General features: G+C 36.5%; 12 protein-coding genes and 1 riboswitch. Of the genes, 5 read left to right on the top strand and 7 right to left on the bottom strand.

The genetic code is table 11. The features are described from left to right. The first annotated feature begins 267 nt into the window (after positions 1-267). On the top strand, positions 268-1,782 hold the full coding sequence (gene opuD / locus CQ058_RS17845) for a glycine betaine transporter OpuD (protein WP_002191192.1): 1,515 nt from the start codon (positions 268-270) through the stop codon (positions 1,780-1,782). Between the two features lie 251 nt (positions 1,783-2,033). Next, positions 2,034-2,168 carry a hypothetical protein gene (locus tag CQ058_RS32315; RefSeq protein ID WP_000833065.1) on the top strand — a complete coding sequence of 45 codons (135 nt, stop codon included), beginning with the start codon at positions 2,034-2,036 and terminating at the stop codon, positions 2,166-2,168. Positions 2,169-2,387: 219 nt separating this feature from the next. Here the strand turns inward: CQ058_RS32315 and CQ058_RS17835 are convergent, their stop codons facing one another. The 6 genes from CQ058_RS17835 to CQ058_RS17810 all read right to left on the bottom strand — a co-directional run bounded on the left by CQ058_RS17835 (position 2,388) and on the right by CQ058_RS17810 (position 11,581). Then, a complete protein-coding gene (locus tag CQ058_RS17835) occupies positions 2,388-3,689 on the bottom strand; it encodes a glycosyltransferase family 2 protein (RefSeq protein ID WP_000988776.1) in 1,302 nt (433 codons plus the stop codon). Then, a complete protein-coding gene (locus CQ058_RS17830) occupies positions 3,686-4,441 on the bottom strand; it encodes a nucleotidyl cyclase domain-containing protein (protein WP_078176106.1) in 756 nt (251 codons plus the stop codon). Before CQ058_RS17830 ends, CQ058_RS17835 begins: the two co-directional genes overlap by 4 nt. Before the next feature lie 262 nt (positions 4,442-4,703). Then, entirely contained in the window at positions 4,704-5,915 is a 1,212-nt protein-coding gene (locus tag CQ058_RS17825) for a NupC/NupG family nucleoside CNT transporter (RefSeq protein WP_002184643.1), read from the bottom strand. 365 nt (positions 5,916-6,280) lie between these two features. Continuing rightward, positions 6,281-7,981: a C40 family peptidase gene (locus CQ058_RS17820; RefSeq protein ID WP_105589908.1), complete on the bottom strand. Its 1,701-nt coding sequence runs from the start codon at positions 7,979-7,981 to the stop codon at positions 6,281-6,283. A gap of 210 nt (positions 7,982-8,191) precedes the next feature. After that, positions 8,192-9,064 (bottom strand): D-amino-acid transaminase, encoded by an 873-nt coding sequence (locus CQ058_RS17815; protein WP_002191188.1) that lies wholly within the window; start codon positions 9,062-9,064, stop codon positions 8,192-8,194. Positions 9,065-9,652: 588 nt separating this feature from the next. Further along, the gene (locus CQ058_RS17810; protein WP_002191187.1) at positions 9,653-11,581 is read right to left on the bottom strand and encodes an LTA synthase family protein; all 1,929 of its coding nucleotides are present in this window, start codon (positions 11,579-11,581) and stop codon (positions 9,653-9,655) included. 550 nt (positions 11,582-12,131) lie between these two features. Here CQ058_RS17810 and CQ058_RS17800 point away from each other — a divergent pair. Both CQ058_RS17800 and CQ058_RS17795 read left to right on the top strand, forming a co-directional pair. Beyond that, on the top strand, positions 12,132-12,497 hold the full coding sequence (locus CQ058_RS17800; RefSeq protein ID WP_002016186.1) for a YkvA family protein: 366 nt from the start codon (positions 12,132-12,134) through the stop codon (positions 12,495-12,497). A gap of 50 nt (positions 12,498-12,547) precedes the next feature. Further along, positions 12,548-13,039 (top strand): metal-binding protein, encoded by a 492-nt coding sequence (locus CQ058_RS17795; protein WP_002089644.1) that lies wholly within the window; start codon positions 12,548-12,550, stop codon positions 13,037-13,039. 176 nt (positions 13,040-13,215) lie between these two features. Here CQ058_RS17795 and CQ058_RS17790 read toward each other — a convergent pair whose 3' ends face one another. Continuing rightward, a complete protein-coding gene (locus CQ058_RS17790; RefSeq protein ID WP_105589906.1) occupies positions 13,216-13,533 on the bottom strand; it encodes a magnetosome magnetite crystal formation protein family in 318 nt (105 codons plus the stop codon). Between the two features lie 287 nt (positions 13,534-13,820). Between CQ058_RS17790 and lldP the strand changes: the two genes are divergently transcribed. Then, on the top strand, positions 13,821-15,482 hold the full coding sequence (gene lldP / locus CQ058_RS17785; RefSeq protein ID WP_002016180.1) for an L-lactate permease: 1,662 nt from the start codon (positions 13,821-13,823) through the stop codon (positions 15,480-15,482). Positions 15,483-15,553: 71 nt separating this feature from the next. Continuing rightward, positions 15,554-15,669: riboswitch (TPP riboswitch) on the top strand. Positions 15,670-15,725 lie beyond the last annotated feature (56 nt).

Genomic DNA, 15,725 nt, shown 5'->3' with positions numbered 1-15,725 from the left:
TAAAAATGTAACACATCCTTTTTTGGGAAAATCTCTTCCCATCCGCATTTTTCTCACACAATTTGACAGTAGTATTCCAATCTTGTAGCTCTTGCAGAGTGAAAAGGTTGTACGGAAGGTAAGGCTGTCCATAAGAACTCTAATTGGTGAAGGCAAAACTAAGAGAGCCGAAAGAAAATCACCACAAAAAACTATGGTTTTCTATCCGATTTAACATATCGGAATTTATGTTATTTACAAGAAATGAAACATACGAAGGGGGATTTGATGAGGAAACTGACGAAAACATTTATTGTCTCATTAACATTATGCATTGCATTTACACTTTGGGGGATTATTCCCGAATCTATTATTGGAAAAGGTAGCTTAGGAAATGTAACGACTGCAATTCAAGCTGCGCTAGTTAGTAAGTTTGGTTGGTTCTATATTATTTCCGTTTCTATTTTCTTAGGAATTGCTATTTTCTTAATTGTTTCTAAGTACGGTTCGATTCGTTTAGGTAAAGATGATGATGAACCTGATTATAGTTATATGACATGGTTTGCTATGTTATTTAGTGCCGGCATGGGAATCGGTTTGGTTTTCTGGGGCGTTGCAGAACCGTTGAATCATTTATACACACCTCCGTTTGGAGAGGGTGCGACTGAAGAGAGTGCACGTCTTGCACTTCGTTTCTCATTTTTCCATTGGGGATTACATCCGTGGGGATTATATGCACTTGTAGCATTATGTATTGCGTATTTTACATTTAGAAAAGGAAGAGCGAGTACAATTAGTGCGACAGTGGGTCCACTATTTAAAGGCGGTGAACATGGCCGTATTGCACATACGTTTGATGTTCTAGCTGTATTTGCGACAGTATTTGGTGTGGCAACATCATTAGGACTTGGGGCGAAGCAAATTGCAGGTGGTGTTAGTTATTTAACATCCATTCCGAACTCATTACCGACACAGCTAGTAATCATAGGAATTGTAACTGTTCTTTATATGTTATCTGCACAAACGGGACTCGATAAAGGAATTAAATATTTAAGTAATGCGAATATTATTTTAGCGTTTGCACTTATGATAATTGTATTATTTGCAGGTCCAACAAACTTTATTATGAATTATTTCACTTCAACAATCGGTTCATACATTCAAGAATTGCCAAGTATGAGTTTCCGTTTAAGTCCATTAAATGAAGGCGGAAATCAATGGATTCAGTCATGGACAATTTTCTACTGGGCATGGTGGATTGCATGGTCACCATTCGTAGGTACGTTTATTGCTCGTGTGTCACGCGGGCGTACAATTCGTGAATTTGTTGTTGGTGTGTTACTCGTACCAACAGTAATTGGTGCGCTTTGGTTCTCTGTTTTCGGAGGAACAGGTATTCACATGGAGCTATTTGATGATGCAAATATATATGGACAAATTAAAGAAATGGGCACAGAAGTAGGATTGTTTGCTATGTTAGACCAAATGGGTAGTATGGGACCGGCTTTATGTGTGTTAGCCATTTTACTTATTTCAACATTCTTTATTACATCTGCAGACTCTGCTACGTTTGTTCTAGCGATGTTAACGACACATGGTAGCTTAAACCCACCAAATCGTATTAAAATGGTTTGGGGTATTGTTCTAGCGGCGTTAGCTTCGATCTTATTGTATGTCGGAGGATTAGAGGCGCTGCAAACTGCGTCGATTATTGCGGCCTTCCCGTTCGTATTTGTTATTTTCTTTATGATTGCAGCACTATTTAAAGAGTTGCAAAAAGAAGGACGTATGAAACAACATTAATAATAGAAGGAAAGGGGCTGATTTTATATCAGCTCCTTTTTAATGCACCTATTAGGAAAAGGGTGATATCAGCAGTTCGAAAAGGAAAATCGATATATTTCGACAATATTCGATATTATGCAAATTATGTTCATATTTTTGACAAAAATATGTCGGAAATGTGTTGTCACTTTTATGTATATGTGCTATATTATTTCCTGTAAGCGATTTCAAATATTTTTAAATCGCATTCAAGGGGGACATCTAGAATAATGAAACGTTACGAAAGAAAGTGGAAGCATATTTGTTTGAAACGTGTGGCACATCGCAATGTCCAAGAAAGCACGGAACCTAAGACTGAAACGCGCAAAGAGCAGCAAGAAAAGCAACTGGTTCTACAAAAATAGCAATCACTTTTTCGTATATAAATGAAGGTCGATCGTTCGTTGGGGGATGGACGTGAAATTACTTTCAGCTAAGGGGTATTGTCTGATATATAGTATTACGGTAAAAAATAAGCACAGAGCTTACGGCGCTCTGTGCTTATTTTTTATTCCGTAAAAGCCCGATTGATGAGGGCTAATAATCAGTGGGAAATGAATAACCCCACTGATTAAAGTTTCACTTTATTTTTCCTTTTTAAATCGTACTGTTTTATCCCAGCCAATTACTTGTTTCTTGCTCTTTGCACGTAAGTAAAGAATGAGACTGCGAATAAACAAATACGTAAAGAGCTGTGCGTACGTAAAGTACATAATGACGCTTATGAAAATGTTGGTTGGTGTAAAGGTTCGTTCGACGCTCTGGGCACTAAATAATTGAGAAACATATGTAATATATGCGACATACCACATAAATAGTAATGGAATGCTGTATTGAATTTGGAATATCCCGAGCAGTCCAATTACAAACCAAACGTTTGAAATGATTAAGAATAGCCAAAATACGACATATACTAAAACTTGCTGTAAGGAATGGACGAGTAGCTTTCCTTTAAAGAAGCTTAGCGAAGAAAACATTTTTTCTAAAATATATAAGTTTCCTTGAAGCCAACGTGTACGCTGTTTAATAAGAATTTTTAAATGTTCAGGTTCTTGTTCCCATGTAATCGATTCCGGGACGATTGGTAAGAGATAGCCTTTTTGGGTAATTCTCAATGTTAATTCGGCATCCTCTGCAATTGCATAAGGATCATAGCCGCCAAGTTCTTCTAATGCGGAACGACGAAGAAGCATGTTTGTTCCGGTCAGTGAGCCTGTTTGGAATAATAGCCAGCGTCCAGATTGCATAAGGAGCTGGAAAATCTGAAATTCTAATGAAATCATTCGTGTAAGCCAATTTCTCTTTTCATTTACTGTACGAACGTGTCCAACTGCTCCAACGGCATCCTGGATGGTTTCAGCATGTTCTACGAGCATTCGCAGTGCATGTGGTTCAGGTTGATTATCTGCATCGTAAACACAGAAGTATTCACCATCTGAAATGCTAAGACCGTAGTTTAATACACGCGATTTTCCTTTCGGTTCGCCAGGTGGTACACGAATGTGATGAATATGAGCATAAGCTTTGTCGAAATCATCGCCAATTTCAGGTGTTTCATCTTGAGAGTTATCGTTTAATAAATAAACGTTTAATTTGCCCGGGTATTCAATCTTTGCCATCGCTTCTAATGTATCTTTAATAACGACACCCTCATTATGGGCAGGTATTAAAATATCTACACTTGGATAATGTTCTAGCGTACGATCTTTTCGTTTACTATTTCGATGAATTAAGCCCGCGAGTGTTAAGAGAGAGTAGTAAACGAGTAGGCCTGAGAATAGAAAGGCAGTAAAAATAAGTACATATTTGATTGAAAATGTGATGCTAATCCAAAATACGAGTACGCAGAACAGAAGGAATAAAAGGAGTATAACGAGTGTCATCATAATAATGTCTGTCCTTTTGTGTTGATTTGTTCTCGTTTTATTTTAATATCTTGAATTGCTTCAGCGGCAAGCCATTGCTCCATTTTTGGATGTAGACGGTTCATTACAATATCAGCACCAGCTTCATTTGTGTTTTGTAATAAAATGACCAATGTATTGCTTTCATATTCAGCAGCAAGGTCAAAGTCAGTTCTTACTGTATCAACTAATAATGAAGCTACACGATCCATGACACTTTCCTTCGTATATTTACTAAAGGAAGTGAAATCAAAGAAAATAATCATGCCTGTTTCATTACGACGATCCATCGCAGTCCTTAATAATGCTTGTCGTCTTTCGAATTCTTGCCTTGTTAATAGTTTTGATTCTCCGATGTATTGCTCCAACACTCTCACTCGTTCAGTTAACTCTTTATTTTTAAGGATGACCTTTTTTAATAGGTGGGTTGAAATATAAACAATGAAGAAGTTAGCTGCCATTAGGAAGTGGGTAATGATATATTCCCATTGTTCTGATGTACTCCATAAGTGAAGCCACGCTTCATAAAATAAATAGAATACTGAAATGATGGTTCCCAGTATAAAGAAAATAAATGCTGTTTTATCAGCTAAAAATAGGAATAGTACATTTATGATGACATATATAATTGTAAAAATGAGCGCGTGCTCATATTTCGTCACATGTACAGTAGTAAAATAAAATAAAATTTGTAAAATCCACATAGAAAGGACTTTATAGGATTTATCTTTCACGAAACTTTCCTCCTTAAAGATAATTCATGCAGGATATTTGTAGTATGCACAATTATTAATAAATGGACCGTGTAGCTGGAATTTTTTTTAAAGCGTGCGACATCAAATAGTATCCCTCTTGTGCAAGAAAAAATAAACAGACATACTAATTATCGTAACATATCATCTAGATATCTAGACATGTGGTGTTTAGTATATATGAAAATTATATTTATAGTATACAAAAAAGTCTCCTCTTTAAAAGAGGAGACTGTACATTAATTTATAGGAACATCATACCTGCAACTGCTGCATTTAAGAAGTTCGCTAGTGTACCAGCGATAACTGCTTTAATCCCTAATTGTGCAATTTGTTTACGGCGAGTAGGAGCTAATGTTCCTGTTACACCTAATTGAATTGCGATAGAAGAGAAGTTTGCAAAACCACAGATTGCGAATGTTAAAATCAGATTTGTTTTTGCAGAGAACTCTGCCATGTGAGGTCCTAAGTTTGCGTATGCAACGAATTCGTTGATTGCAAGTTTTTGACCGATAAAGCTTGCTGCTTGTATAGCTTCACCCGGTGAAACCCCGATTAAGATTGCAAATGGTGATAATAAGTAACCGAAGATTAAATCAAGGCTAAGTTTAATATGGAATAAAGACCCAACTAATCCTAATAGACCATTTAATAAAGCGATTAATGCGATGAAAGCCATTAACATTGCTGCTACGTTAATAACAAGTTGCATACCTTCAGATGCACCACGTGCAGCTGCATCGATAACGTTTGCGTCTTCACGTTCTGTAGAAAGTTCAACGTTGTTATCTACTTTTTCTGTTTCTGGCATAATTAGTTTCGCAATTAATAAACTTGATGGAGCTGCCATAATTGCTGCTGCTAATAAGTGCTCTAACGGAATACCCATTGCTGCATAGCCGACAAGAACTGATCCGGCAACAGCTGTCATACCGCTTACCATAATAGTGAAGAATTCACTATTTGTTAAGCGTGCTAAGTAAGGTTTAATTAAGATTGGAGCTTCAGTTTGTCCTAAAAATACAGTCGTTACTGAGTTTAAGCTTTCTGCTTTAGAAGTTCCAAGAAGTTTACTTAATGCACCACCAACGACGCTAACAAATTTCTGCATAATACCGAAATGATATAAGATTGCTACTAATGAACTAATAAATACGATTGGAAGTAGTGCTTGAATAAAGAATACAAATCCCCAAGGTCCTTTTGCGTTGACTAAATCCCCAGCAACGAACTTAATTCCCTCGTAAGAAAAATTAATTAATCCTTGAACGCCATCTGCAGCGTATTTTAAACCTGCTTTTCCGGCATCCCATCGTAATACGATAAATGAAAATGACATTTGTAATGCTAGCGCGATTAAAATTGTGCGCCAATTAATAGCTTTGCGGTTGGAAGATAATAAGAAAGCGATTGCTAATACTCCAATCACGCCGCCAATTCCCCATAAAACATTCATGCAGTGTATGCTCCTTCCTCATAGTAAAAAAGTGTATAAACCAGTTGTCTATACTTTTGCGAATATAACATCTTAAGTAACTTATCATAATGGACATCGGAGGTCAAACGTCTAACGAAAAGTTTAAATAAAAAGAAAATTCTTTGAAAAAACACATATAAAATGAATCGACATGAAATAGGTTATGTTTTTTGTTGAAATATATTCATTGTGATAACGTTTTGGACAATTTTTATAGAATATGGTGTACGAAATAGGAGAATGAACGCATAATTTTTTCGTGAGAAAGAGAATAAGAGGGATTCATATATTGAAACCTTAAAAAAAGAGGCTTCTAGTAAACTAGAAGCCTCTGAAACTATCACTTAAGGTGCTTTCGTATACCCTAAGAAATGGCTTTTCCAATAAGAGTTGCTTAATGAAGCGATTGCTACACCTTTATCTCCAGCTTGGATAAACGATCCACCTCCAAGGTAAATACCCATGTGAGAAGGACCAGCTTTATAAGTATTTTGGAAATAAATTAAGTCGCCTGGCTGTGGACTTGAAGTTTTTGGTAAGCTACTCCAATATCCTGCAACACTTTGGCGGCTAATGTTATGGCCAAATTTCTTAAATACGTGGTAGATGTAACCACTGCAGTCAACACCATTAGCAGAAGTACCGCCCCAAACGTATGGTACGCCTTGCATAGATTTCGCGTATGCAAGTATAGAAGAACTGTCACCGCTATTATTGCTTGTATTGTTATTGTTTTGATTTTCATTAGGCTTATTATCTACTGCGCCCCCAACTGGTGTTTTAGATAGGAAACGTGTTCCGATGTAACCAGTTTGACCATTGTAGTTAATTTTGCTCCATCCAGAGTTTTCAGAGATTACTTGAACCTTCTGTCCTTGTGGAAGTGCGCCTATGATTCTATAATTTGTACCTTCGCCGCTACGTACATTTAGTGCAGAAGCATTAATGTAGTAATCGCCAATTGCACCTTGGTTAGGTTGCTCAGGTTGTTCAGGAGTAGTAGTGCCACCTTTAACGAATTTTACGAATTCGCTGCTAACGTAGCCTGTTTTTCCCTGATAATTAACTTTAAACCAGCTACCTTCAGATCCAATTACGTTTAATTTCGTACCATTTAATACGCCACCAATTACGCTATGGTAAGTAGCAGGGCCCGTACGAACACGTAGTGATGTTGCGTTAACGACGTAAGTGCCACCAGTTTGAACAGTTACATTATTGTTTTGTTCCTGGTTGTTACCTTGCGTGGTGTTTTCGTTAGAACCGCCTTTTGTTACGTAGTCTTTGCTTAAGTAAGCTGTTTGTCCTGCATAATTGATTTTGAACCAATCTTGAACTTCGCCTACAACTTGTACTACTTGTCCTTTTTTCACAGAACCTATAGTTGTATGAGAAGTGCTAGGACCTGTACGAACGCGAAGGGAAGATACGTTTACTGTATAGTTTCCGCTTGCTGGTTTTACAGTATTATTCGTATTGTTGTTTGAAGAACCTGCATTAGAAGAAACACCAGATACGAATTCGCCACTTACATAGCCAACTTTTCCATTATGGTTGATTTTCACCCAACCATTTTCTTGACCAATTACGTTTAATGTTTGTCCTTCATATACACGTCCTGAAACAGAACTAGAAGTGTTAGGAGCGGTACGTACACGTAATACATCAGCAGTAACTTTATTGTTTCCACCTGTGCTTACATTGTTATTTGTTTTTTCCCCATTTTTTGATACAAATTCACCACTCACATAACCTGTTTTCCCATTATGGTTAATTTTGAACCAACCATTTTCTTCTCCAATTACGTTTAATGATTGACCGTTATAAACGCGAGAGATAATATCGTGAGAAGTGCTAGATCCTGCGCGAACATGTAGCACGCTAGCATTTACCGTATAAGATGAACTGTTTGATGCGGAAGCTTGGACAGTTTGTGTAGCAGCTTTTTGTGTGTTTTGTTCAGGGGCAGCTTGAACGCTATCAAGTATAGGTGCTGCTCCTCCTGCTACAGACACTGCCGCAAGACCGGCAAGGTATTTTTTCATAATTTGTCGATTCCTTTCTGTCTGTAATGTAGTGAAGAAATATTTACCAACTGTTAAAAATTCTAAAGAGCATGTCGATTACTGTCAAGACTTATGCGGGAATCTGAATATGACAAAAAGATTACAAGAAAAAATCAAGGTATAAATCTACACCTTGATTTTTATTTAAATACATATGTTGGATGTAGAGAGAATAGAAATTATTCGTGTTTAAGAAGATGACATGTTGGATTGTAACAAGCTTTGAAAAAAGGATTTTTGTAGCATTTTTGTGATAGGGCCAACTTGACCATCTTGAATTGCAGTTCCATCAAGGTGGGTCATCGGTAAAATTTCAATAGTCGTTCCCGTAAAGAAGCATTCATCTGCTTGATAAACATCGCGAATGCTGAACAGTTCTTCTTGTACAGGAATACGAAGGGTTTTCGCTAAGGAAAGGACATATTGACGAATAATGCCATTTAAAATAAGGTGATTGGCTGGATGTGTGTAAAGAGTTCCATTTTTTATGAGAAAGAAATTAGAACAGCTCCCCTCAGTTACAGTACCGTTTCGTACGAAAAGAGCTTCTTTACAACCTTTGCGTTCAGCTTTCGTATAAGCTAATACATTTGGTAATAAATTTAACGATTTAATATCACAGCGGAGCCAGCGTGTATCAGGTTCTGATATAGCACGTACACCGTATTCAATCCATAAAGATGGTCTTTCTTTTTTTGAAATATAAGCATAGATTGTCGGGGATATGTCATATGAAAATGCATGTGCTCGAGCTTGTACACCACGAGATACTTGTAAGTAAATTGTTCCGTCTTCGTGGAAATTATTGTTTTCAATTAATTTGTAGAGTAAGATGATGAGTTCGGCTTTTGAGAAAGGAAGTGATAATTCTATTTCTTCAAGGGATCGATATAATCTTGTTAAATGTGGGTCTAATAAGTGAAAGTTTCCGTTATAAAGGCGAATAACTTCATAGACGCCATCACCAAATTGTAAACCTCTTTCTTCAAGTTCTATGTACGCGCGATGTTTTGTTGTATCAATAACTGCATCATTCCATAGTACAAATCTTTCGTATGCCAATTTTCGTCCCATCCTTTCGTTAGTACATGAATAAAAATCACTATAGTAATTTTTATGTAAGCAATTCTCTACATATGACGTATATGTATTTGTAAATCACAGAGAAGTAGTGGTGATTTATCCTGCATTAACTGCCCGTAAACGCCCGATTGGTGAGGGCTAATAATCAGTGGGGGATGAACAAAACACCCACTGATTAAAGTTTCACTTTATAGCATTTTGTATATACAAATTCGGAAATGAGAAATAAGAATCCTGCTTTTTGAAAAAAAAAAAAGCAACATTCGTATGGAATGCTGCACAAGGAGGGTAGCTATCATTCATAGGGACATCGTCTTTAAAGGTTTCATTTATGCAAACAAAACACTTGGAAAGACAATTATAAGAAAGTTGAAAACAAATGATGCACACATTTCTCTAAGGGATCCTATTGAAGATGAGAGATAAGAAATATGTGGAACCTTGTTTACATATTTTATTATAAAGATGTTTCGTTAATGTGGTGTAAATATTAGGTGAAGGTTATGTAATTTTAAAGTCAATGAATAGGAGAGGAAGGATAGCAGAAAATAAAAAAAGAGGCTGAGATTACTCAGCGCTCTTCTTTTCTTCTTTAATAGCTGTCTTTACTTCACCAGTTTTGATCTTGTTACTTTCAGAGAAGCGAAGTAAGTCACCTTCAATGATTTTGTCAGACATGTTCAATTCATTTTGGGCACGATCAATTAGTGGTTGAGATTCTTCTTTCGGTAATTGCACAACTTCGCCAGTAGTACGGTCGTAGAATGTACTGTTCGTGTACATGTACTTATCTGTAACGAAGCTACCGTCACGAAGAACAACGAATCCTTTATTTTCTGGTGAGAATACATCATGACCGAATTGAATTTGATTCGTAGAATCTACACCAAGTAAGTTTAGAATTGTTGGCTTAATGTCAATTTCACCAGTTGGTTTTGAAATTGTTTTACCTTCTTTTTGACCTGGAACGTGAATAAACATCGGTGTTTTTTGTAAGTTCATATGGTCAAATGTAGTGATTTCTTCTTTTCCTAAGAACTGTGCCATTGCACGGTTATGGTTTTCAGAAATACCATAGTGATCACCGTAGAATACGATAACTGAGTTGTCGTAAATACCTTCTGCTTTTAGACGCTCAATAAAGTGTTTCATTGCTTCGTCTAAATAGCGAGCAGTTACCATGTAACGGTCAAATACGCCATCACCAGAATTGTATTCATCGATTAATTTCGTACTGTCATCATAAGTGAATGGGTAATGGTTTGTTAAAGTAAGGAAGCGAGTATAGAACGGTTGCTTCACTTCTTTTAACATATCGATAGATTGATCGAAGTATTCGATATCTTTTAATCCCCAATTTAATTTTGTTTCTGGCGTAATTTTGTAGTCAAGCTCGTTGTAGTAACGATCATAACCAAGTGCCGGATACATAATGTTACGGTTCCAGAACGTTGCGTTATTCGCGTGGAATACTGATGTGTGATATCCTTGCTGACGCAAAATTTCTGGAGTTGCTGTATATTCGTTATTACCGTGTGTGAAGAATACAGCACCACGGTCTAGTGGATACATTGAAGTATCTACTAAGAATTCAGCATCAGACGTTTTACCTTGCCCAGTTTGATGGAAGAAGTTATCGAAGTAATAACTTTCTTTCGCAAATTGGTTTAGGAATGGTGTAACTTCTTGTCCGTTAACTTGCGCACCAATTAAGAATGTTTGTAATGATTCAAGAGAGACAACAATTACGTTTTTCCCTTTTGCAGTACCAAACATATTTGGATCTGGTTTACTTTGTGTTGTTTTCACGTAGTTTTCTGTTTCTTGTAATTTACTACCATCAGCAAATGCTTTTTGTGAACTTGATTTTGCTTGTAAGCCAAGATCGTATGCTTGGTGTACATATAATCCTAAGTTTTTAACAAGCATAACGCGGTCGAATGAACGTGTTAATAGTTCTGGACGCTCAGCTTCTGCAAATCCTAGGTTTACGCAGAAAATAGCAACCGTTGACACGAAGTATAGAGAACGCATCGGACGCGCTACACGTTCTGTCGGTGCAAAATCTTTCTTCTTCTTCAATAGAACGAAGAATACGATAATATCCGCAAATGCAAGGATGATTTTGTAGTTAAATAATTCTTTCACACTAGAACCTAAACTTCCGAAATTAGACGTTTGTCCTAGTACTGGTAAAGTAACGAAGTCATTGTAGAATCCGTAGAACATTACGTTACCAACAAGAATGAACGTTAAGATAAAGTTAATTCCTAGTGCTATATAGTTACGTTTTTTCCCTTTTGCAAATAATGCAAGACCCACAAACAGTAATGATGCTGCTAATGGACTAATGAATAAAATGAATTCTTGCATGAAAGATTCAAGTTTTAAATCGAAGCTAGTGCGTGTAATGATGTAGGATTTTAGCCATACGGCCAAAGCTACGAATAAAGTAAAACGCACGTTTTGAAATTGTGATTTCATGGTTTCTTTCATTCATTTCCACCCTTTCTCTATCAGGCTTGGTCGATTTTGGAGCGAAAAATGTTAAAATAAAAAATACATAGTTTTCTTGGCCATAATTAGAGTTTCTATATTCACCCATATACGACTTTAACTATGCATACCCTTTTTGGTTTCTTGTGCTGCTCATAAGCATAACGTCATTTCTGTATTATACAACAAAATTCATTTCTGAGAAACACTATAACATTTTACATTTTTTGTATGTGTTTTGTCACTACCAGAGAAAACTTTAACATTCGTTTATATGCTCGTCAACTAGAAAATATAACAAAAATAGAAAAGAATGTTAAGCGGAATTGAAAGTTTTTTGGTTGAGAAATATGGAATGGAAATCTTTAAGTGGTTGTCTAGAAAACTATTATATGAAGGAAAATATGAAAAAATTAACGAACACTTGTTCTTTTTGGTTTTGTTTGTTACAATGAAATTTCATTGATAGATTATGTGTAATTTTGATGAACTTTTACTGATAACATAACATATTGTAGCTTATTTCTTTTGAAAATAGAGAGGCTTTTGAATGAAACAAAAATTTTCAGTTGAAGCGTTTTGGAAGAAAATAAAACATGTTGCGAAGCAGGCAGGGCAGTCGGTAATCTATGCGAGTTTATTGTTGTTTTACGTGTTGCAAAGACCGGATGTTCCAAAACGAGTGAAAATTATTGTAATCGGAGCACTTGCTTATTTCATTGCACCGATTGATGCCATTCCAGATTTCATTGCTGGAGTCGGTTATACGGATGATTTAGGTGCGTTAATGGCCGCACTATTACAAGCATCGATATACGTAAATGAAGATGTGAAAGATAAGGCACGAGTGAAGTTGGCAGAATGGTTTGGTTCGGATATAGACACATCATTTATCGATCAAAAATTAGATCAATAGGTGAGAACTGTCATAGGATGACAGGGCGAACGTAAGCGAGGAAGTGCATTATGCCATCAGGAAGAACGCATACGAAAATAAACTTAATATCCCTTCCGGTTGTTTTGTTTATGCTCTTTTCGTATGGATTAACAAGTTTTGATTTTTTATTAACTTTTGCAATTGGCTTTTTAGTAGGTACTTCATTTTTAACACCGGATTTAGATACGTACAGTAATGCGTATAATAAATGGGGATTCCTCCGCATTTTTTGGTATCCATATAGGAGCGTAATGCCCCATCGTTCCTTCTTCACACATACGATTATAATTGGTGATATTATTCGTATTGCATACATGTTAATTGTGTTTTCTCCGTTTTTATTCCTATTAAATATAATCGCATTCGGTGGAAATTTAATAGAAATTGCGAAGGAACACGAGGTTGAAATTGTAACGTTTGTAATGGGGATTGTTGTGGCAAGTACGCTCCACATTATAGCGGATAAAGCGAATACGCGCCGAAAGAAAATGATGAGAAAAAAGAAGAAACGCAGAAGATAAAAAAACCGTCCCAAAAGGTATTTTGGGACGGTCTTTTCTTATTAATAGGTAGGTTATTCTTTTCGTATTTTGTAGTTAAGTCGATATTCCTTGTCGAATCGCCGATAAAATTTCATTTACGATCATGCGACATTAATTTTTGGACAGTTCCTTTTTAATCAAACGTTTGTTTAAAACTAAGCTTTCAGTATCTTAATACCTTTCAAGATATTCCAAATGAAGTAGTATAAGCTAATGATTCCGCAAATGCATAAGACGATGATTGCTCCAATTCCAAGTGTTACGTCTGGTTGATCAGATCCGATGCCCATAATTCCTAAAATAACTAATCCAATAAATGAAGCGATGCTTGGAACGATATGTGTCCATAGAGCACGTTTCGCATGTGGTTTCGTTTCAGAATCGCCCACAATCCACACGATAATAGGGAATAAGATAGGTGCAAATAATACACTAAAGTATGATAAAGCTGCTAATATTTTGTTTCCGTTCATATATATCACCTCATAAGTAATGTCCGTTGTTATACTTTTAGTATGCGATAAATTTGGCAACCTTCCTATCGATTAACATTACAAAAACGTGACGCTTTTGTAAGATTTCCTTTTTAAATGATGAAATTTTCGAAAAAATCTTTTTAAATGAAAATTGTTGTGATAAAATTATTGAAAACGTTTTCTTAAATGTTTTGTATTTTTTAGGCTTAAAGGTATGATGACCTGGTAGTCTATTGATAAGGTTATATCTTATTTAAAAGGGGATTCTTTAGGGGGAGAGAACAATGAACACATGGACACAAGTTTACGATCCGTTCGGTAACATTTGGATTTCGGCAGCAGTCGCACTTATTCCAATCATCTTTTTTTTCTTAGCTTTAGCGGTTTTCCGCATGAAGGGGTATGTGGCAGGATTTATTACAGTTGTATTAACGATTTTGGTGGCGTTATTTGCGTATAAAATGCCATTCACAATGGCAATGGCAGCGACCGGATACGGTTTCTTATACGGATTATGGCCAATTGCTTGGATTATCATTATGTCGGTATTTTTATATAAAATTTCTGTGAAAACAGGTCAATTTGATGTCATTCGTGCATCTGTATTATCCATTACGAATGACCATCGTTTACTCGTTATTTTAATTGGATTTTCATTTGGAGCATTTTTGGAAGGGGCAGCAGGATTTGGTGCACCAGTAGCGATTACGGCAGCGCTTCTTGCAGGCCTTGGGCTAAATCCTTTATATGCAGCAGGTCTTTGTTTAATCGCAAATACTGCACCAGTAGCGTTCGGAGCGATGGGGATTCCGATTACAGTTGCTGGACAAGTAACAGGCATTGATCCGCATAAAATTGGACAAATGGCTGGGCATCAATTACCGTTCTTATCTTTATTTGTTCCGTTCTTTATCGTATTTTTAATGGATGGCTTTAAAGGAGTAAAACAAACGTGGCCTGCTTTATTTGTAGCGGGTAGTTCATTTGCAATTACACAGTTTATTACAGCGACGTTTTTAGGACCAGAACTTCCGGATATTACGTCAGCGCTTGTAAGTTTAGTAAGTTTATCGCTATTCTTAAAAGTTTGGCAACCGAAAGAAATTTATCAAACTAAGCAAGCGAATAGTGAAGTAGCAGCAACGACGACGGCGACATCTATGCCGAAACTAACGGTAGGAAAAGTAGTAAAAGCGTGGTCTCCGTTCATTATTTTGACTGTGATGGTAGTCATCTGGAGCCAGAGTTTCTTTAAAGCGTTATTCGCTCCGGGCGGCGCTTTAGAAAGTCTCGTATTTAAATTTGAAGTTCCAAGCTTGCACAATTTAGTAATGAAAGCAGAGCCAATTGTAAATAAACCAACACCTTATGAAGCAATCTTGAAATTAGATATTTTATCAGCGACTGGAACAGCAATTTTAATTGCTTGTATCATTTCTATCTTTATTTTGAAAATGAGTGCAAAAGATGCAGTAGCAACATTTAAAGAAACGTTAAACGAACTAAAAATGCCAATTCTATCTATTGGATTCGTATTAGGATTCGCATTTATCGCAAACTATTCTGGTCTATCATCTACATTAGCGTTAGCACTTGCAGGAACTGGCGGATTATTCCCGTTCTTCTCACCATTCTTAGGATGGATTGGCGTATTCTTAACAGGATCAGATACGTCAGCGAACGCACTGTTCTCGAATTTACAAGCAATTACAGCGCAGCAAGTCGGTGTATCTGAAGTGCTTCTTGTTGCAGCAAATACAACGGGCGGTGTAACAGGTAAAATGATTTCTCCGCAATCAATTGCGATTGCTTGTGCGGCAGTTGGACTTGCTGGGAAAGAGTCAGATTTGTTCCGCTTTACATTGAAGCATAGTTTATTCTTCGTTACTATTGTTGGGATTATGACGTATGTGCAGGCTTATTATTTAACTTGGATGATTCCGTAAACAACAAAAGAAATAAACTTTGCATTTTTCAGATTATAGTGTATGATGGGAAAGTATTGAAAATTAAATCAGTGATAAACTAGGGGTGCCTAACGTATGCGTAGGCTGAGAGAGAAGCGTGTGAACTTCTTAACCCTTTGGACCTGATCTGGCTCGTACCAGCGTAGGGAAGTTAACGGCTTTACATAATTATGTCTTTATGAGCCAGGTCCTTATTCTTTTATGGACCTGGCTCTTTTTATT

This window comes from Bacillus sp. MYb56, from assembly GCF_002976445.1.
In the GTDB taxonomy this organism is placed as follows: domain Bacteria; phylum Bacillota; class Bacilli; order Bacillales; family Bacillaceae_G; genus Bacillus_A; species Bacillus_A mycoides.
The sequence above is the reverse complement of the archived record's forward strand: the minus strand, read 5'-3'. Positions and strand labels throughout refer to the sequence as shown.

Bases quoted from the DNA above. Each gene is read 5' to 3' on its own strand.
- opuD (WP_002191192.1), top strand. From the start codon at position 268: ATGAGGAAACTGACGAAAACATTTATTGTCTCATTAACATTATGCATT.
- CQ058_RS32315 (WP_000833065.1), top strand. From the start codon at position 2,034: ATGAAACGTTACGAAAGAAAGTGGAAGCATATTTGTTTGAAACGTGTG.
- CQ058_RS17835 (WP_000988776.1), bottom strand. From the start codon at position 3,689: ATGATGACACTCGTTATACTCCTTTTATTCCTTCTGTTCTGCGTACTC.
- CQ058_RS17825 (WP_002184643.1), bottom strand. From the start codon at position 5,915: ATGAATGTTTTATGGGGAATTGGCGGCGTGATTGGAGTATTAGCAATC.
- CQ058_RS17820 (WP_105589908.1), bottom strand. From the start codon at position 7,981: ATGAAAAAATACCTTGCCGGTCTTGCGGCAGTGTCTGTAGCAGGAGGA.
- CQ058_RS17810 (WP_002191187.1), bottom strand. From the start codon at position 11,581: ATGAAAGAAACCATGAAATCACAATTTCAAAACGTGCGTTTTACTTTA.
- CQ058_RS17800 (WP_002016186.1), top strand. From the start codon at position 12,132: ATGAAACAAAAATTTTCAGTTGAAGCGTTTTGGAAGAAAATAAAACAT.
- CQ058_RS17795 (WP_002089644.1), top strand. From the start codon at position 12,548: ATGCCATCAGGAAGAACGCATACGAAAATAAACTTAATATCCCTTCCG.
- CQ058_RS17790 (WP_105589906.1), bottom strand. From the start codon at position 13,533: ATGAACGGAAACAAAATATTAGCAGCTTTATCATACTTTAGTGTATTA.
- lldP (WP_002016180.1), top strand. From the start codon at position 13,821: ATGAACACATGGACACAAGTTTACGATCCGTTCGGTAACATTTGGATT.